This is a genomic window from Martinezella rhizogenes, assembly GCF_027460065.1.
Classification (GTDB): domain Bacteria; phylum Pseudomonadota; class Alphaproteobacteria; order Rhizobiales; family Rhizobiaceae; genus Agrobacterium; species Agrobacterium rhizogenes_C.
Genome location: NZ_JAPYZZ010000001.1, coordinates 327,971 through 346,319, shown reverse-complemented (window position 1 = coordinate 346,319; position 18,349 = coordinate 327,971). Strand labels below are relative to the sequence as shown.

At 59.6% G+C, this 18,349-nt stretch carries 16 protein-coding genes and 1 riboswitch; of the genes, 12 read left to right on the top strand and 4 right to left on the bottom strand.

Annotation, left to right across the window (positions count from 1 at the left end):
- The first annotated feature begins 229 nt into the window (after positions 1–229).
- Positions 230–1,378, top strand: a complete 1,149-nt coding sequence (locus O8B93_RS01665; protein WP_269708085.1) for a hypothetical protein — start codon at positions 230–232, stop codon at positions 1,376–1,378.
- Positions 1,379–1,427: 49 nt separating this feature from the next.
- On the opposite strand, the gene ppk2 is transcribed toward O8B93_RS01665, so the two are convergent.
- Positions 1,428–2,309, bottom strand: a complete 882-nt coding sequence (gene ppk2, locus O8B93_RS01660) for a polyphosphate kinase 2 (protein WP_269708084.1) — start codon at positions 2,307–2,309, stop codon at positions 1,428–1,430.
- Between the two features lie 231 nt (positions 2,310–2,540).
- Between ppk2 and phoR the strand changes: the two genes are divergently transcribed.
- The 7 genes from phoR (at position 2,541) to phoB (ending at position 10,497) form a co-directional block, all read left to right on the top strand.
- The gene (gene phoR, locus O8B93_RS01655) at positions 2,541–3,809 is read left to right on the top strand and encodes a phosphate regulon sensor histidine kinase PhoR (protein WP_269708083.1); all 1,269 of its coding nucleotides are present in this window, start codon (positions 2,541–2,543) and stop codon (positions 3,807–3,809) included.
- Positions 3,810–4,004: 195 nt separating this feature from the next.
- Positions 4,005–5,039 (top strand): substrate-binding domain-containing protein, encoded by a 1,035-nt coding sequence (locus O8B93_RS01650; protein WP_269708082.1) that lies wholly within the window; start codon positions 4,005–4,007, stop codon positions 5,037–5,039.
- A gap of 288 nt (positions 5,040–5,327) precedes the next feature.
- Positions 5,328–6,812: a phosphate ABC transporter permease subunit PstC gene (gene pstC / locus O8B93_RS01645; RefSeq protein ID WP_269708081.1), complete on the top strand. Its 1,485-nt coding sequence runs from the start codon at positions 5,328–5,330 to the stop codon at positions 6,810–6,812.
- A complete protein-coding gene (gene pstA / locus O8B93_RS01640; RefSeq protein ID WP_269708080.1) occupies positions 6,809–8,131 on the top strand; it encodes a phosphate ABC transporter permease PstA in 1,323 nt (440 codons plus the stop codon). Before pstC ends, pstA begins: the two co-directional genes overlap by 4 nt.
- 14 nt (positions 8,132–8,145) lie before the next feature.
- The gene (pstB, locus tag O8B93_RS01635) at positions 8,146–8,961 is read left to right on the top strand and encodes a phosphate ABC transporter ATP-binding protein PstB (protein ID WP_006310676.1); all 816 of its coding nucleotides are present in this window, start codon (positions 8,146–8,148) and stop codon (positions 8,959–8,961) included.
- Between the two features lie 96 nt (positions 8,962–9,057).
- The gene (phoU, locus tag O8B93_RS01630; protein ID WP_035219095.1) at positions 9,058–9,783 is read left to right on the top strand and encodes a phosphate signaling complex protein PhoU; all 726 of its coding nucleotides are present in this window, start codon (positions 9,058–9,060) and stop codon (positions 9,781–9,783) included.
- A 30-nt stretch (positions 9,784–9,813) separates the two neighbouring features.
- The gene (phoB, locus tag O8B93_RS01625; protein WP_003493692.1) at positions 9,814–10,497 is read left to right on the top strand and encodes a phosphate regulon transcriptional regulator PhoB; all 684 of its coding nucleotides are present in this window, start codon (positions 9,814–9,816) and stop codon (positions 10,495–10,497) included.
- A 293-nt stretch (positions 10,498–10,790) separates the two neighbouring features.
- On the opposite strand, the gene O8B93_RS01620 is transcribed toward phoB, so the two are convergent.
- Positions 10,791–11,324 carry a GcrA family cell cycle regulator gene (locus O8B93_RS01620; RefSeq protein ID WP_269708079.1) on the bottom strand — a complete coding sequence of 178 codons (534 nt, stop codon included), beginning with the start codon at positions 11,322–11,324 and terminating at the stop codon, positions 10,791–10,793.
- 431 nt (positions 11,325–11,755) lie between these two features.
- Between O8B93_RS01620 and O8B93_RS01615 the strand changes: the two genes are divergently transcribed.
- From O8B93_RS01615 to O8B93_RS01605, 3 genes are all read left to right on the top strand, one after another.
- Positions 11,756–12,955, top strand: coding sequence for an aspartate aminotransferase family protein (locus tag O8B93_RS01615; RefSeq protein WP_269708078.1), 1,200 nt, complete (start codon positions 11,756–11,758; stop codon positions 12,953–12,955).
- Between the two features lie 56 nt (positions 12,956–13,011).
- Complete coding sequence (gene argF / locus O8B93_RS01610; protein WP_269708077.1) at positions 13,012–13,929, top strand: ornithine carbamoyltransferase; 918 nt, start codon at positions 13,012–13,014, stop codon at positions 13,927–13,929.
- A gap of 237 nt (positions 13,930–14,166) precedes the next feature.
- Positions 14,167–15,156, top strand: a complete 990-nt coding sequence (locus O8B93_RS01605; protein WP_269708076.1) for an Hsp33 family molecular chaperone — start codon at positions 14,167–14,169, stop codon at positions 15,154–15,156.
- A 72-nt stretch (positions 15,157–15,228) separates the two neighbouring features.
- On the opposite strand, the gene apaG is transcribed toward O8B93_RS01605, so the two are convergent.
- Positions 15,229–15,621 (bottom strand): Co2+/Mg2+ efflux protein ApaG, encoded by a 393-nt coding sequence (apaG, locus tag O8B93_RS01600; protein ID WP_010970890.1) that lies wholly within the window; start codon positions 15,619–15,621, stop codon positions 15,229–15,231.
- A 232-nt stretch (positions 15,622–15,853) separates the two neighbouring features.
- Positions 15,854–17,038: an O-succinylhomoserine sulfhydrylase gene (locus O8B93_RS01595; protein ID WP_269708075.1), complete on the bottom strand. Its 1,185-nt coding sequence runs from the start codon at positions 17,036–17,038 to the stop codon at positions 15,854–15,856.
- Positions 17,039–17,081: 43 nt separating this feature from the next.
- Positions 17,082–17,160, bottom strand: a riboswitch (SAM riboswitch).
- A gap of 73 nt (positions 17,161–17,233) precedes the next feature.
- Here O8B93_RS01595 and O8B93_RS01590 point away from each other — a divergent pair.
- Positions 17,234–18,346, top strand: a complete 1,113-nt coding sequence (locus O8B93_RS01590; RefSeq protein ID WP_405048996.1) for a 2'-deoxycytidine 5'-triphosphate deaminase — start codon at positions 17,234–17,236, stop codon at positions 18,344–18,346.
- The last annotated feature ends 3 nt before the right edge of the window (positions 18,347–18,349 follow it).

Sequence of the window (18,349 nt, the reverse complement as noted above, 5' to 3'; positions counted from 1 at the left end):
GCGCACGTAAGTCAATATCGTGTTCGGCGACGGATTGAAAGCGAAAACAGCGCGCCGCGGACCTGCCGAATCTGCGTTCGTAACGCCACAATGGATCGATTTTCCTCAAGGCAATCCGGTCTTTATCATAAACGACGCTTGCGGAGGGGCGGCATAGCCGTTACCGAATCGTAAAGACATGGCGCAGCGCCGCATATTTTTGCACAGCGCAATAGAACAAGGATCGGTCGTGAGCGGACTGGAAACGGCAATCAGAAATGCTCTGGAAAAATCGGACAGATCGAACGCCGAAGTTCGTGCAAGGATTTACCAATCCTCCCGTCAGGCACTGGAAGCGGGCCTGCGCAAGCAGGGCATAGACGATCCACAGGTCGTTGCCCAGCAGCGCCAGCGGCTCGAGAGCCTTATCCATCTCATTGAAAATGAAGAGCGCAACCGTCTCCTGGACAGGGTGGAGCAGCAATTGCGCCCGCCCGCGCCGGAAAGTCCGGTGGAGCACGATCACGGGGTTGATCCTGTTTCGCAACCCGCCCATCACGACCATATGGCCGTCGAGCCGGAACTGCGCGGGGAAACGCGCGATGTGCGGCCGGGGGCGGCAGCCGTTACTCCGCCGGCACAGAGCGCGGGGCGGCGCAATGGAAAGCCTTCAAAGCGAGGCTCCAGTGCTGCCGATGCGTCGCTTGCTTTCCGCCCTGAAGGCGCGGTTGGCCGCCGCAAACGCCGCGGGCTGTTCGCCCGGCTTTTCATTTATGTTACGCTTCTGGCCTTTATCGGTTTCGGCGCTTGGTGGGTCTATTCATCCGGCCTGCTGCTGTCGCCGGAACAGCGCGATACCAGCGTGCCCAATCCGCCCGCACAGGTGCAGGCGGAGGATTTCAACGGTACGGAGCCTGCGCCCAGCCTTTCGGCCGGCCGCGGTTTTTCCGATGACTGGGTCGAGGTCTTTAATGCCGAGCGCGGCAGTTCCGGCGTTTCGGCCGGCCCGCGCGCCAGTGTTGAAAACGTCGCCACGCCCGCCGGCAAGGCAATACGGGTGACCTCGAAAAGTGTGGCGCAGGATGGTGCCGTCAGCGTCGAGGTTCCGGTGGAGGTGATGCGGGACATGGCGGGCAAGTCCTCGACCATATCAATCACGCTGCAATCCTCCAGCGATCGCCAGACACAGGTGTCCGTCTCCTGCGATTTTGCTACGCTGGGTGATTGCTCCCGCCACCGCTTCACCGCGACGGCCGAGCGTGCGGATATGCTGCTGAACACGACATTTGAGCGGTCCCTCGCTCCCAATGCGCCGGGCAAGGTCTTCATCAACAGCGATATTGATGGCAGCGGCCGGCCGATCAATCTTTATTCGGTGCGCATTCTGCCGGGCCAGTAAAGGAAGGCACAAGCGCCTCGGATGGGGCGCTTGTCATGGTTTCCGGGTCTTATTTGAGAAAATCCGGTCCCGATCCCAATATCTTGTCGTCGATCTCGCCGATGGCTTGTTTGTCCTTGCCTTCATAATCGAGCGCAAGGAGAATATGGCGAATGAGGTTCACCCGTGCGCGGCGCTTGTCATTGGCGCGCACCACCGTCCAGGGGGCGGCATCGGTGTGGGTTTTTTCCAGCATCTCGTCGCGCTTTTGCGTGTAATCGTCCCATTTTGTCAGCGCGGCGATATCCATATCCGAAAGCTTCCAGCATTTAAGCTGGCTGTGGCGACGGTCATGAAAGCGCTCGATCTGCGTTTCGCGGCCGATGTCGAGCCAGAACTTGAAGAGGTGAATGTCCTCGTGAACGAGCATCTTTTCCAGACGCGGTGTTTCCTTGAGGAAGCGCTTGTGTTCGTCCGGGGTGCAGAAACCCATGACCGGCTCCACGCCGGCGCGGTTATACCAGGAACGGTCGAACAGAACGAATTCGCCGGCAGTCGGAAAATGTGAGATGTAGCGCTGGAAATACCATTGGCCGTGCTCGGTTTCCGTAGGTTTGGTCAGTGCCACCACGCGGGCATAACGGGGGTTGAGATAGGCCCGGGCTGCAAAGATCGCGCCGCCCTTGCCCGCCGCGTCACGGCCTTCAAAAACCGCCATGACCCTTTTGCCGGTGGCCTGCAGCCAGAACTGCACCTTGACCAGCTCCACCTGCAGCGCTTCCAGAGTGGCGTCGTAATCCTCGCGCTTCATCTTCTTGTCATAGGGGAAATCGCCGGCGGAGAGTTTCTTCTCCTCCACCCAGTCGGGAAGAACCGGGTCGTCGATGTCGAAGCTGCGCAACTTGCCGCCAATGGTGATCTCGACCGTCCGCTTCTTTTTTTCTTCGACCATGGTTTCCTCCTGATGCTGTTGTGTAAAGGCAACTCGCCGCCAATGAGTTCACATCCGTTGCCGGAATTCAAGTGAAACAGGACCGGCGGGCCGGGCTGCGGCGGCGCTGACGATTGCGGCGTGGATTTCGCGCATATACGCTGTGGAAAATGCGCGATGATGAATCTCTGTCATGAAGCTGGCCTATGAGATTTCGATGCGCTGTCAGATGAGAATGGAGAGCAGGCTGAAATGGCAGTCAGGGAAGGCAATGGTGGATTAAGGCTTTTGGGGAAGAAGCTCGGCCGGAACTGGTTGCCCGTTCTCATCGTCAGCATGCTTGCCGTGGTGGCCGTTGCCGAGCTGCACACACCTTATATGCCCGCTGCCCTTTGGCTCTGCGCGATCATCGCCATTCTTGCCGTTCGGGAAAAACCGCCAGAGTCCGCGAAAGATAAAGACACGGCCGCGGATGTGGATGAGCCGGATGTGCCGGGTGAAAGCGTCATTTCCGGTGTAAGGGCGGGCCTTGCGGTACTGGATACGCCCGTCTTCATTCTCGACAAAAATGCCAGCGTGCTGTTTCAGAACGGCGCAGCTGAGCGCGCCTTCGGCCAGCTTCCCGCCGGTGCGCATATTTCCGCAAGACTGCGCTCGCCCGGCTTGCTTGATGTCATTCGCGAAACCATCACCACCGGCCAGCCCAATCAGGTCGAACATTCCGAGCGTTTCCCTTCCGAACGGGTATTCATCGTTCGCATCGCCCGTGCGGATGTGGGCGAGGGGGCCGGCCCGCCATTCTACATCCTGTCCTTCCGCGACGTCTCGGAGCTTCGCCGCATCGACCGTATGCGCAGCGATTTCGTCGCCAATGCCAGCCATGAATTGCGCACGCCGCTCGCCTCCCTGCGCGGTTTCATCGAAACCATGCAGGGGCCGGCGCGCAACGACCCCAAGGCGCAGGAGCGCTTCCTTGCCATCATGCTGGATCAGGCAACCCGCATGAGCAGGCTGGTGGACGATCTCATGTCCCTTTCACGGCTGGAACTGCGGGCCAACATCGCGCCGGACCAGAGGGTCGATCTCGTGCCCGTCATCGGCCATGTGCGTGATGCGTTGTTGCCGCTTGCCGATGAGCTGGATGTGACCATCACGCTGCATCTGCCCGACCGACCTGCGGAGGTGCAGGGAGACCGGGACGAGCTAGTGCAGGTGTTCCAGAATCTCGTTGAAAACGCTTGCAAATATGGGCAGGAGGGCAAGGTCGTGGATGTCTGGCTGCGCGCCGAACCCGGCAAGCCGGTGGAGGTCAGCATCATCGACAAGGGACCGGGCATTCCCGCCGAACACGTGCCGCGGCTGACAGAGCGTTTTTATCGCGTCAGCGTGGCCGACAGCCGTTCGAAAAAGGGCACGGGTCTTGGGCTTGCCATCGTCAAGCACATCCTCACCCGCCACCGCGCCAGGCTCATTATTAAATCGGAAATGGGCAGCGGCACGGACTTCACCGTCAGATTTTGACATGAAAGATTGGCTGTTTTTAGAAATTGCAGAAATATTTAAATTAAATCAATAGCTTAGTCTGTCACAAATCTTTCGTCAAAGTGACATAAAAGGATGTGGCTACGGTGGTTAAGAAAAGGTCGCCGAGCGCATGCTTAGAGCGAGTGCCGCTATCGGCTGCGTCCACAAACAAGCCCACGACGGGAGAGACAAATGAACTTCGTTAAATTTTCCGCAGCAGCCTTGGTGGCTTCTGTCGCCTTCGCTGGCGCCGCCGCTGCTCGCGACCAGATCCAGGTTGCTGGTTCCTCCACGGTTCTGCCTTACGCCAAGATCGTTGCTGAGACTTTTGCCGAGACTTTCCCGAACTTCAAGGCTCCGGTTGTTGAGTCCGGCGGTACGGGCGGCGGTCTGAAGGCATTCTGCTCCGGCGTCGGCGAAGGCACCATCGACATCGCCAACGCTTCGCGTCCGATCAAGAGCGACGAACTGGCCGCCTGTAAGGCTGCTGGCGTTGCCGACGTTCAGGAAGTGAAGATCGGTTACGACGGTATCGTCTTCGCAATGGACTCGTCCAACAAGGACATCAAGCTCGAGCCGAAGGATCTGTACCTTGCGCTCGCCGCTGAAGTCGTCAAGGACGGCAAGCTCGTTGCCAACCCTTACAAGAAGTGGTCGGAAATCAACAAGGAGCTGCCTGATGTAGCAATCGCTGCTTACATCCCGGGTTCCAAGCACGGCACGCGCGAAGTCTTCGAAGAGAAGATCATGGCTGACGGCTGCAAGGAAGCCAAGGCGACCGACGTCATCAAGACGCTCATCACCGACGCCAAGCAGGCTGCTGCCAAGTGCGTTGCAGTCCGTAAGGACGGCGCTGCAGTCGACATCGACGGCGACTACACCGAGACGCTTGCTCGTATCGATGCCAACAAGACCGGCCTCGGCGTTTTCGGCCTCGCTTTCTATGAAAACAACGCTGACCGTCTGAAGGTCGCGACTGTTTCTGGCGTCGTTCCGTCCACCGAAACCGTTGCCAGCGGTAAGTACCCGGTTTCCCGCCCGCTGTTCTTCTACGTGAAGAAGGCTCACCTGGGCGTTATCCCGGGCCTCAAGGAATATGTCGAGTTCTTCGTTTCTGACGAAATGATCGGCCCCGACTCCCCGCTCGCAAACTACGGCCTCGTTGCCGCTCCGGACAAAGAGCGCGAAGAAATCCGCGCCAAGTTCGCTGCCGGCGCTTCGATGTAAAAAAGAAAGAGGGGTGCGGCCTGCCGCACCCCTCGTTCCGCTTCGGTGACATTCCGTCTCGGTGCCATTCGTCTCGGTGATTGGCTCCGGTTGACACTTCCCATCCATCGCCATCCACATGATTATTGATGAATTACAGATGGATAGGATGTATCAACCTTGACGCTTGCCAGACTTTATTACAGTCAGGCGGCAAGCATCTCCGGATGGTCCAGCGGTCTCGTTTTGATGACTTTTTGATTTGCCCGATATCGCACCGTGCTCTTGAGGCACGCCGAGGGAACTCTAATGAACACATCGATCCTTTTGCTGATACTGGCGCTCATCGGCATCGGCAGTTATCTGCTCGGCAGCCGCCGCGCTGTTGTCCTGTCTGGTGGTCGCCCCTCCAGCATGCATTCCCGTGCCGGCTATCACGGCTCTTACGCGGTCGTCTGGGCGGTTTTGCCCGCGGCCTTCATTCTTTGTGCCTGGCTGGTGATAAGCCCGTTGCTCGTCACCTCGGCGGTGCGCGGCGATTTCCCGGAGAATGTCCGTGCGCAATCCGAGGCACAGCAGAGCCTTACCTATGGCATGGTGACCTCTATCGCCCGTGGCCTTCAGCGGCTGACGGCGGAGGAAACCGCGCAGGTTCAGGCGGACACGGCTTCGGTCCGGCCGCTGCTGGCATCGAAGGGTGTCGCGATCGCCGGTGATCCCGAGCGTTTCATGGTCGATGCCGCCCAGACGCTGAACGCCATGACCTCCACCAGCCGTATCGCGATGATCGCGACGGTGCTGCTGGTCGCGCTCGGCGGTGCCGCTTATGCGCTGCGGGCGATCGCCCCGCGTTTCCGGGCGCGCAACCAGGTCGAAAAGGTCATTCTCGCGGCGCTGCTCATCGCCTCGTCCATCGCCATCCTCACGACCATCGGCATCGTCCTGTCGATGCTGACAGAGGCGATCCAGTTCTTCACCATGGTGCCGGCGCACCAGTTCTTCTTCGGAACCGTGTGGGATCCGCGTTTTGCCGCAGCCGGTGCGACGGACTCCTCCGGCCAGTTCGGCCTGATCCCGCTGCTCGCCGGCACGCTCTATATCGGCTTCGTTGCGATGCTGGTTGCGGTTCCCGTGGGTCTGTTTTCGGCGATCTACATGTCGGAATATGCAACGCCGCGCCTTCGCTCCGTGGTAAAGCCGCTGCTCGAGGTGCTCGCGGGCATCCCCACCATCGTCTACGGCTTCTTCGCGCTGACGACGGTCGGTCCTTTCCTCAGAGACATTTCCACGCAGATCAACGGTCTGGCGACGGGCAATTACGCCAATTTCATCCAGGCACAGAGCGTCATCACCGCCGGCTTCGTCATGGGCATCATGCTGATCCCCTATGTCTCGTCGCTGTCGGATGACATCATCACTGCCGTTCCGCGTTCGCTGCGTGACGGTTCGCTCGGTCTCGGCGCCACACGGTCCGAAACCATCAAGAAAGTCATCGTTCCCGCCGCTCTTCCCGGCATCGTCGGTGCCGTGCTGATGACGGCCTCGCGCGCCATCGGCGAAACCATGATCGTGGTTCTGGCGGCCGGCGTTGCCGCCCGCCTGCAGCTCAATCCTTTCGAGCCCATGACCACGGTGACGGTGAAGATCGTCAGCCAGCTGACCGGTGACCTTGAATTCACCTCGCCGCAGACGCTGGTCGCCTTCGCGCTCGGCATCACGCTTTTCGCCATCACGCTTTGCCTGAATATCTACGCGCTATACATTGTGCGCAAATACCGGGAGCAATATGAATGACCGACATCGTCTCTCCCGCAGCCGGCGGTAGCGCCGTAAACAAGGCCACGCGCCGTGATATCGGCATCAAGCGCCGCTATGCCGCTGAGCGTCGCTTCCGTGCCTACGGAATGGCAGCGATTTCCTTCGGCCTCCTCTTCCTCTTCCTGCTGCTTTTTTCGGTTGTTTCCAAGGGTTACACCGCTTTTCAGCAGACGATGATCACGGTTCCGGTCGAGTTTTCCGAGCAGATCATCGATCCGAAGAATGAGCGCGCCACGAACCCGGCGAAGCTGATGACGGCCAATTATCCCGTCGTTGCCCGCGATGCGGTCGCCAAGGTTCTCGGCATTGCGCCGACGGACCGTGCCGGCCTTCGTGCCGTCAACCTGCTGATCTCCGACAGCGTGCGCACGCAGCTTCGCGATATCGTGGTCGCCGATCCTGCCGTCATCGGTTCCACGCGCACCGTCACGCTTCTGGCATCGGGTGATGTCGACAGTGCCTTCAAGGGTCAGGTCGATCTGACGGCTGATGAAGCCAATCGCCGTATCTCGAACCAGCAGCTCGACTGGATGAACCAGCTCGCCGAAAGCGGGCAGCTCGGCAAACATTTCAACACCGGCATCTTCATCAACGGCGCTTCAAGCCGTCCGGAAGCGGCGGGTGTCGGCGTGGCGCTGATCGGCTCCTTCTACATGATGTTGATCGTGTTGGTGCTGTCTTTGCCGATCGGGGTCGCGGCCTCGATCTATCTTGAGGAATTCGCCCCGAAGAACCGCCTGACGGATCTCATCGAGGTGAACATCAACAATCTCGCGGCCGTTCCCTCGATTGTTTATGGTCTGCTCGGCCTTTCGGTCTTCATCAACTTCATGGGCTTTCCGCGCTCGGCCTCGCTGGTCGGCGGTCTCGTCCTGACGTTGATGACCCTGCCGACGATCATCATCGCGACGCGTGCTGCCCTGAAAGCCGTGCCTCCGTCGATCCGCGCCGCAGCCCTTGGGCTCGGGGCTTCCAAGATGCAGACGATCTTCCACCACGTGCTGCCGCTCGCCATGCCCGGCATCCTGACGGGTACCATCATCGGTCTCGCCCACGCGCTGGGTGAAACGGCGCCGCTGCTCCTGATCGGCATGGTGGCATTCGTTGCGAATTACCCGACAACGCCGATGGATCCGTCCACGGCCCTGCCGGTGCAGATTTACATGTGGGCGAACGAAGCCGAGCGCGCCTTTGTCGAAAGGACATCTGGCGCTATCATCATCCTGCTTCTGTTCCTCATCGTCATGAATGTTGGCGCAATCCTGTTGCGTCGCCGCTTCGAACGGCGCTGGTAGAGGGAGATTGAGCAATGAACATGTTGTCGGAAGCAGCAGTTGAAAAGGCGCTGGACAAGAAAATGAATGAAGTCTCATACAAGATGATCGGCAAGGACGTTTCGGTTTTTTACGGCGAAAAGCGTGCGCTTTACGACGTGAACCTCAACGTTCGGGAAAATACGGTGACCGCGCTGATCGGCCCTTCGGGCTGCGGCAAGTCCACATTCCTGCGTACCCTGAACCGTATGAACGACACGATCGACGGCTGCCGGGTCACCGGCAAGATCACGCTCGACACCGACGATATCTACGATCAGCAGATTGACGTTGTGGAGCTGCGCGCCCGCGTCGGCATGGTGTTCCAGAAGCCCAATCCTTTCCCGAAGACGATTTACGAAAACATCGCCTACGGCCCTCGTATCCACGGTCTCGCCCGCAACAAGGCGGACATGGACCAGATCGTCGAACATAGCCTGCAGAAGGCTGGTCTGTGGAACGAGGTGAAGGATCGTCTGCTGGAATCCGGCACCGGCCTCTCCGGCGGTCAGCAGCAGCGTCTGTGCATCGCCCGCGCAGTTGCCGTCAGCCCGGAAGTGATCCTGATGGACGAGCCGTGCTCGGCCCTGGACCCGATCGCAACCGCAAAGGTCGAGGAACTGATCCACGAGCTGCGCACCAATTACACGATCGTCATCGTCACGCACTCCATGCAGCAGGCGGCGCGTGTTTCCCAGCGCACGGCCATGTTCCACCTTGGTCATCTCGTCGAAGAAAACGAAACCGACAAGATGTTCACCAATCCGGACGACCAGCGCACGCAGGACTACATCATGGGCCGCTTCGGCTGATCCTGGCCGGCGCTTTCTCGAAACCGAACAAGACTGGTGCCTCTGCCGTGCCCGCTTCCGGGCACGCGCATGCGGGCCAAGCCGGAGGACTAGACCATGACACAGACAACGACCCATTCGCATATTCTTTCCGCCTATGATGATGAACTCAAGTTTCTGACGCGCCGCATCGCCGAAATGGGCGGTCTTGCCGAGCAGATGTGTGGCGACGCCGTGCGTGCGCTCGTGAATTCCGATGCTGCGCTCGCGCAGAAAGTCATTTCGGACGATACCATTCTTGACCACGCTGAACGCGAAATCGGCGACAAGGCCATCGTCACTATCGCCAGACGCCAGCCGATGGCTGCTGACCTTCGCGAGATCATCGGCACGCTGCGCATTGCCGCCGACCTCGAGCGCGTCGGCGATCTCGGCAAGAACACCGCCAAGCGCGTCATCGCGGTTGCCGGAACCGGCGTGCCGCGCAAGCTCGCCCGTGGCATCGAGCACCTGTCGGAACTGGCGCTGGTGCAGCTCAAGGAAGTGCTTGACGTCTATTCCACCCGTTCCGCCGAGAAGGCCAATGCCATCCGCGAGCGCGACGAGGAAATCGACGCCATGTATACGTCGCTCTTCCGTGAGCTTCTGACCTACATGATGGAAGATCCGCGCAATATCACCACCTGCACGCATCTTCTGTTCTGCGCCAAGAACATCGAGCGTATCGGCGACCACGCCACCAATATCGCCGAGACGATCTACTACATGACCACCGGCAGCCAGCCGGAGGGCGAGCGTCCGAAGGACGACAGTTCCAACACGCTCGGTTCGGTGACCGAGTAACAGACAAGCAGAGGCTTGCGGAGTTAGCATATGGTGCCCAAGATTGCAGTTGTGGAAGATGAGGAAGCTCTAAGCGTCCTGCTTCGTTACAATCTCGAGGCTGAGGGATACGACGTCGACACGATCCCTCGTGGCGACGAGGCGGAAATCAGGCTGCAGGAGCGTATTCCGGATCTTCTCATCCTGGACTGGATGCTGCCTGGCGTTTCCGGCATCGAACTGTGCCGGAGGCTCAGAATGCGGCCGGAAACCGAACGCCTGCCCATCATCATGCTGACGGCGCGTGGCGAAGAGAGCGAGCGCGTTCGTGGCCTGGCCACCGGCGCCGACGATTATGTCGTCAAGCCGTTCTCGACACCGGAACTCATGGCCCGCGTCAAGGCCATGCTGCGCCGGGCCCGTCCCGAGGTTCTGTCTTCGGTGCTGAAATGCGGTGATATCGAACTGGATCGCGAGACCCATCGCGTTCACCGCAAAAGCCGCGAAGTGCGCCTCGGGCCAACGGAATTCCGCCTGCTGGAGTTCCTGATGACCTCTCCGGGCCGGGTGTTCTCCCGTTCGCAATTGCTGGATGGTGTCTGGGGCCATGATATCTATGTCGACGAGCGCACTGTCGACGTGCATGTCGGACGCCTGCGCAAGGCGCTGAATTTCTCCCATATGCAGGATGTCATCCGCACCGTACGTGGTGCCGGATATTCGATGGAAGCCTGAGCGGAACCGAACTGACAGTTCCCCTCAGCGCGATATTCTCCAAAATCGAAAGGCCCGAAACCGGAATGGTGTCGGGCCTTTTCATTTTGAATCTTCCGCAAAGACGACAGCGTCGTCACTTTGCCAAGGTGCCGATGGCTCGCAGAAATCCGGATTGCCGGGTGAAACCCGACGGCGATGAGGAAAGCCTTGACGCTCTGCTGTCGCTGACCGGGAAGCGCGCTACGTTTTGTCACAAAAAAAACGGGCCCGAAGGCCCGTAGTTTTTGAGTGTCAAATGCGTGCCGCAACACTCAAGCCTTACGGCGCTCGCTGACCGGCTGGTAGGCGAGCTTCGCATGGAACTTGCAATAGGGCGAAGATTCCAGCGCTTCACAACCGCAGAAATGGAAATCGTCTTTCAGGGGATCGCCGACCGGCCACTTGCAGGTGCGCTCCGTCAGTTCCGTCAGCGTCAGGCGACGGGAAATCGGGGTGACGACGTTTCTAGAAGGAACGTAATCGAGAACTTCGGCAGTCTCGATACCGATCTCTTCCTGAAGAGCCGTTGCCGCGTTGGAACGCGTCAGGACCCGGGCTGGTGCCGTGCCGACACGGCCTGCGAAATTCGCCGCGCGTGGGGCAGGGGCGGCAGCGCGCTTGGGCGCGGAACGCGCCGAAGTGACCGGACCGCCAGCCTTGACTCGTCCCGGCAGATTGAGACGGTGGACCTTGCCGATGACGGCATTGCGGCTGACACCGCCAAGTTGCGCTGCTATCTGGCTGGCGCTAAGTCCCTCGGCCCACAATTTCTTGAGTTTCTCGACTCGCTCGTCTGTCCAGTTCATGCCGCTTCTCCGCTTTTCGCGTGTATTTTCGGCAGAATCCCTCTCCGCCCCGCGGGCGTGCCGCAAGCGTGGTTTCCGCCAGATTTTCGGTGACTAGTTCCGCCGCAATGCAGTCTAGTAATTAGCGATTAACCTAGTGCCAGCCTGACTCCGTGGCAAGAGTCGGGGGAATCATCTGGAATCGATTTTCCGGTTTTCCCCAACTTGCTGGCGAGTTGAGTCTGAAAGGCAACACCTTGGGCCTCGCCCGCTTCCATCTACTAATGCTTGAGACGCCCGGTAAACGCGGACTTTTGTTGACATCGGCAGGCGAACTGACAATAGTGCCGGTGCCGCCGCAAGGCGGCATTTTTGATTTTCAGGCGAGGGATAACCCTCAGAGCCTATTGACAACTGTCTGACAGCGCATCCGCGCAAGGAGTGATACAGCCATGGCCGAAGCCGCCGCGCCATTGTTCGATACGTTTGCAAGAGCCCCCCTGCGCTTTGAGCGAGGCGAGGGCGTCTGGCTGTTCACGGAAAGCGGCGAGCGATATCTGGATTTTGCGGCCGGCGTTGCCGTCAACTCGCTCGGCCATGCCCACCCGCATCTCGTGGAGGCGATCAAGACTCAGGCCGAGAAGGTCTGGCACGTCTCCAACCTCTATGAAGTGCCCGGACAGGAAAAACTCGCAAAGCGACTGACGGAAGCGACATTCGCGGACAAGGTCTTCTTCACCAATTCCGGTGCGGAAGCGCTGGAATGTGCGATCAAGACCGCGCGCCGTTACCATTATTCCAAGGGCCATCCGGAAAAGTTCCGCATCGTCACCTTCGAAGGCGCTTTCCACGGCCGGACGCTCGCGACGATTGCCGCCGGTGGCCAGCAGAAATATCTCGAAGGTTTCGGTCCCAAGGTCGAAGGTTTTGACCAGGTGCCGTTCGGTGATGTCGATGCGCTGAAGGCTGCCATCACGCCCGAGACGGCCGCGCTTCTGATCGAGCCCATTCAGGGTGAGGGCGGTATCCGCGCGCCGAGCAAGGAATTCCTGCAGCTGCTGCGGTCGCTCTGCGACGAGCATGGCATGCTGCTGATCTTCGATGAGGTCCAGACCGGCGTTGGCCGCACGGGCAAGCTGTTTGCCTATGAACAGACGGGTGTTGCGCCTGACATCATGGCAGTTGCCAAGGGTATCGGCGGCGGTTTCCCGCTCGGCGCATGCCTTGCAACGGCTGATGCCGCTTCCGGCATGACGGCGGGCGTGCACGGCACCACCTATGGCGGCAATCCGCTGGCGATGGCGGTCGGCAATGCCGTGCTCGAGGTTGTTCTCGCGGACGGTTTTCTAGAAAAGGTCCGTGATGTTGCGCTGGTCTTCCGCCAGGGGCTTGCCTCGCTGAAGGATCGTTATCCTGATGTGATCGAGGAAATTCGTGGCGAAGGCCTGCTGCTTGGCATCAAGGCCCGAGTTCCCTCGGGAGAATTGTTGCAGGCCATGCGTGCGGAACATCTGCTCGGCGTACCGGCTGGCGACAACGTCATCCGCCTTCTGCCACCGCTCGTCACCACGGCGGAAGAGGCCCGCGAAGGGCTGGCACGCGTGGAAGCGGCAGCCGCATCCCTGACCGCGAAGCAGGCAAAAATCGCCTGAGGAAACAATAAAAGCGGGCCTCTTCCCGGAGGCTCGCGAGCATGGGACAGTTTGAAATGGCTTCACCTAAACATTTTCTCGACCTGTCGGCCGTTGGCCCGCAGGACCTGCGGACAATTCTTGACGATGCGCGCGCGCGCAAGGTCGCCACGAAGGCCGGAACGGCGGACAAGCCGCTTGCCGGCAAGATGCTGGCGATGATCTTCGAAAAGCCGTCCACCCGCACCCGCGTTTCCTTTGATGTCGGCATGCGCCAGCTCGGCGGCGAGACCCTTTTCCTGTCCGGCACTGAAATGCAGCTCGGTCGCGCGGAAACGATCGGCGATACCGCCAAGGTGCTGTCGCGTTACGTGGACGCCATCATGATCCGCACCACGGACCATTCGCGCCTGCTCGAGCTTGCTGAACACGCAACGGTGCCTGTTATCAATGGCCTGACGGATGATACCCATCCCTGCCAGATCATGGCTGACATCATGACGTTCGAGGAACATCGTGGCCCGGTCAAAGGCAAGACCATTGCCTGGACGGGTGACGGCAACAACGTGCTGCACTCCTTCGTAGAGGGTTCGGCACGTTTCGGTTATCGCATGACGATGGCGGTGCCGATGGGTTCTGAGCCGCATGACAAGTTCCTGAACTGGGCCCGCAACAATGGCGGCGAGATCGCGCTGTATCACGATGCGGACAAGGCGGTTGAGGGTGCGGACTGCGTCGTCACCGATACCTGGGTCTCCATGAACCAGGAGCACAAGGCGCGCGGCCACAACATCTTCCAGCCCTATCAGGTCAATGAAGCCCTGATGGCCAAGGCGGAAAAGGACGCGCTGTTCATGCATTGCCTGCCGGCGCATCGCGGTGAAGAAGTGACGGATGCCGTGATCGACGGCCCGCAATCGGTGGTCTTCGATGAGGCGGAAAACCGTCTCCACGCGCAGAAATCCGTTATCGCGTGGTGCATGGGCGTGATCTGAGGAATTCACCCGTCCTGATCGTCTTCGGGCCGGGTGCTTGAACTTATACGCATCGATTACCATCTGTGGGACTTCGAAGAGGCTCGTCGGCTTGCTGGCGGGCCATCATCACAATTGCACGTTTTTCTCCGGAAGCGGTTTCGCTTCCCGGGTCTCTGTGCGACAAGCAAAAAACCACATTTGAAAGCCGGACTTTTGGACGGTAGCGGCGCCACGGCTGCGCCAGGGAGTATCAACATGGCAGATGTAACGGTTGAACTGGACGATCTCGATTTTGCTGGCGACGACAAGGTTGTGCCTTTTCAGGTCGAAGGTCTGGATGTGCGCGGCCGCGCCGTGCAGGTGGGGCCGCTGCTGAACGCCATCCTCGAACGGCACGATTATCCCGCCGCGGTTGCCCGCCTGCTGGCGGAAGCGACGGTCCTGACAGCGCTGATCGGCACCTCGCTCAAGTTTTCCGGCAAGCTCACCGTCCAGACCAAGGGCGACGGCCCGGTTGACCTGCTGGTCGCGGATTTCTCCGCGCCGGACAGCATGCGCGCTTACGCCCGTTTTGATGAGGAGCGGTTGGCGGAAGCGGTTGCGGCCGGTGCGACATCGCCGGAGCAATTGCTGGGCAAGGGTATTCTCGCCTTCACCATCGATCAGGGCGCGGGTATGCAGCCCTATCAGGGCATTGTGCCGCTCGATGGCTCTTCGCTGGAAGACATTGCCGGGGTCTATTTCCGTCAGTCGGAACAGCTTCCAACCCGCGTGCGCCTCGGCGTCGCCGAGTTCTTCGACCGCGACGGCGAAGGCAAGCCGCGCCACGGCTGGCGTGCAGGTGGCTTGATCGCGCAGTTCCTGCCGCAGGCTCCTGAGCGGCTGCGCATGCGCGACCTGCATGGTGGCGATGGTGATGAGGGCGGCCATGAGGTGCAGGAGGACGATGCCTGGACCGAAGCCGTAACCCTGCTGAACACGATCGATACGGATGAACTGATCGATCCGCAGGTGCCGGTGGAGCGCCTGCTCTACAGGCTTTTCCACGAAAGCGGCGTGCGCATCTATGATCCGCAGGCCATTTTCGACCGCTGCAGCTGCTCGCGGGACAAGATCAAGGGTGTACTGTCAGGCTTCACCGCCGAGGAGATCAAGGCGAGCGAGGAAGACGGCGCCATTGCGGTCACCTGCGAGTTCTGCTCCACCACCTATCGCTACGATGTCAGCGAATTTGAGAATGCCTGAATCTTTTGAGAATGCCTGAATCGAAAGCCGCGCTCTAAAAAGCGCGGCTTTTCCTTCACCGGGTCGCAGTCGTCAGTTCAGAACCCGCATCAGGCCGGGTGAATCCAGCGAAAAGGCGGGTATGGTGACATTGAACACCTCGCCATTTTCCGTTTCCATTTCATAATGGCCAAACATCAGGCCTGACGGCGTATCCAGCGGGCAGCCCGAGGAATATTCATAGCTGTCGCCTGGTTTGAGCTGCGGCTGTTCACCCACGACGCCTGGCCCGTAGACCTCGTCCACCTGTCCGTTCTGATCGGTGATATGCCAATAACGGTTGACGAGTTTCACGGGGACATCGGAATTGTTCGCGATCACGACCTTGTAGCCCCAGACGTAACGATCGTCATCCGGGTCGGATTGTTCCTCGAGATAATACGGATCGACCGTCACCTCGATATCCCTTGTCAGAGCACGATACATACGCGCCACACCTCGATATTATGCCTGCCGCCACATCCTACACTATAGGCTCTGGCTATCGTCAAGAAAATGAATGACTTGACGGGCAGGAGGCATCTCCTGTTGCGCTGGTTTTTACCGTTAGGGATAACGGTAAAGGTAAATATTGGTTGCCTGATGCGGTCTTTTCCGGCCGCTTTAGCAAACCATGGCCCGACGCGCGGTCAGGCCATGGGAGTTTCCGATTAAATTCTCAGGCCGAAATGGCCGCAAGACCCTTTGCCAGATCTTCCAGCAGATCGTCGGTATCCTCGATGCCGCAGGAAAGGCGCAAAGTGCCACCGGAAATGCCGAGTTCGGCACGCGCCTCGTCTGTGAGGTTCTTGTGCGTCGTCGTGCCGGGATGGGTGATGAGGCTCTTGGCATCGCCGAGATTGTTGGAAATCTTCACGATCTCAAGCGCATTCTGCAGCTTGAAGGCCGCTTCCTTACCGCCCTTCAGTTCGAAGGCCACCAGGGTGGAGCCGCCGGACATTTGCCGTGCGATGATATCCGCCTGCGGATGATCGGCGCGGCCGGGATAGATGACCTTGGCGACCTTGCCGCTATCGGCGAGGAAATCGGCGATCTTGCCGGCATTGGCCGTCTGTTGTTTTACACGCAGCGGCAGGGTCTCGATGCCCTTCAGAAGCGTCCACGCGTTGAACGGCGACATGGCCGGGCCCGTGTGGCGGAAATAATCCTGCAGCTCTTCTTCGATCCACTTCTTGTCGGACAGGATTACGCCACCCAGGCAGCGGCCCTGGCCATCAATATGTTTGGTGGCCGAATAAACCACGATATGGGCGCCGAGTTCGAGCGGCTTCTGGAAGAGCGGCGTCGCAAAGACGTTATCGACCACCACCTTGGCACCGATTTGGTTGGCGAGCTTTGCCACACCGGCAATATCCACCACTTCGAGCGTCGGGTTGGTCGGGCTTTCGAGGAAGAACAGCTTGGTGTTCGGCCGGATTGCCTTTTCCCAATTGTCGAGATCACGTCCGTCGATCAGCGTGCATTCGATGCCGTATTTCGGTGCGAGCGTTTCCACCACCCAACGGCAGGAGCCAAAAAGGGCGCGGGCGGCGACGATGTGATCACCGGCGCGCAGCTGGCACATGATGGCGGCGGTGACGGCGGCCATGCCGGAGGCAAGCGCGCGGGCGTCTTCCGCGCCTTCCAGCAGGCACATGCGCTTCTCGAACATGTCATTGGTGGGGCTCGCATAACGGGCATAGATAAAACCGTCCGTCTCACCCTTGAAGCGCGCTTCGGCGGCTTCGGAGTTCTCGTAGACGAAACCCTGGGTCAGATAGATCGCTTCCGACGTTTCACCATAGGGTGAGCGTAGCGTACCGCCGTGAACGAGCTGGGTTGCCGGGCGCCATTTATTGCTCATGTGATCACCTTCAAAACAAAAAAACCGGCCGCAAAAGCAGACCGGTTCCTAGCACCCGGTCTTTTTAGCCACTTGTTTAACGTGGCTGCAAGCCGACCGGCCAAATCACCACGGGATAAGCTTGCCATACTGCCGTTACCGGCTTGCGTCAATGCTTTCCTTTTGGTTTTGTCGCCGTAAAAAGGAATGATGACCATGACGAGAACCACGGGGACGAGAACCACGGGCATTTTGGCGGATGGCGCAATCCGGGCGCTGTTTGCGGGCGGCAAGCTGAAAAGCGAGGCCGATCTCGATGTCGACCAGGTGCAGCCCGCCAGCCTCGATCTGCGGCTAGGCTCGAAAGCTTACCGCGTCCGCGCCAGCTTCATGCCCGGTCCCGGAACCCGCGTCATCGACAAGCTCAACCGCTTCAGTCTGCACGAGGTCGATCTCAGCCAGGGCGCGGTGCTGGAAACCGGTTGTGTCTATATCGTTCCCTTGATGGAAAGCCTTGATCTGCCGGCGGACATGTCGGCCTCGGCCAATCCGAAAAGCTCGACCGGCCGTCTCGATATCTTCACCCGCGTGATGACCGACAATGCGCAGGAATTCGACAAGATCCCGGCTGGCTATACTGGCCCGCTTTATCTGGAAATCAGCCCGCGCACTTTCCCCATCGTGGTGCGCCGTGGCTCGCGCCTGTCGCAGATTCGCTTCCGCATCGGCCACGCGCTTCTCAATGAAAGTGAAGTGCTGAAGCTGCACGAGACGGAAACGCTGGTAGCGAGCGAGAACCCGAATGTGACCGGCGGCGGTATCGCGCTTTCAATCGACCTCAAGGGTTTCGGTGAGAACGGGCTGATCGGCTATCGCGGCAAGCATCACACGGCGGTGGTGGATGTCGACAAGAAGGCCCAGCACGATGTCCTCGATTTCTGGGAACCGCTCTTCGCCCGTGGCCGTGCGGAACTGATCCTTGATCCAGATGAGTTCTATATTCTCGTTTCACGCGAAGCCGTGCATGTGCCACCGCTTTATGCGGCCGAAATGACGCCCTTCGACCCGCTGGTGGGCGAATTCCGCGTGCATTACGCCGGCTTCTTCGATCCCGGCTTCGGCCATGCGCAGGCGGGCGGCACCGGCAGCCGCGCCGTGCTTGAAGTCCGCAGCCATGAGGTGCCCTTCATCCTGGAACACGGCCAGATCGTCGGACGGCTTGTTTACGAGCACATGCTGGAAAAACCGGAAGGCCTCTACGGCACCGGCCTCGGCTCCAATTATCAGGCGCAGGGGCTGAAGCTGTCCAAACATTTCCGCGCCGAATAATGA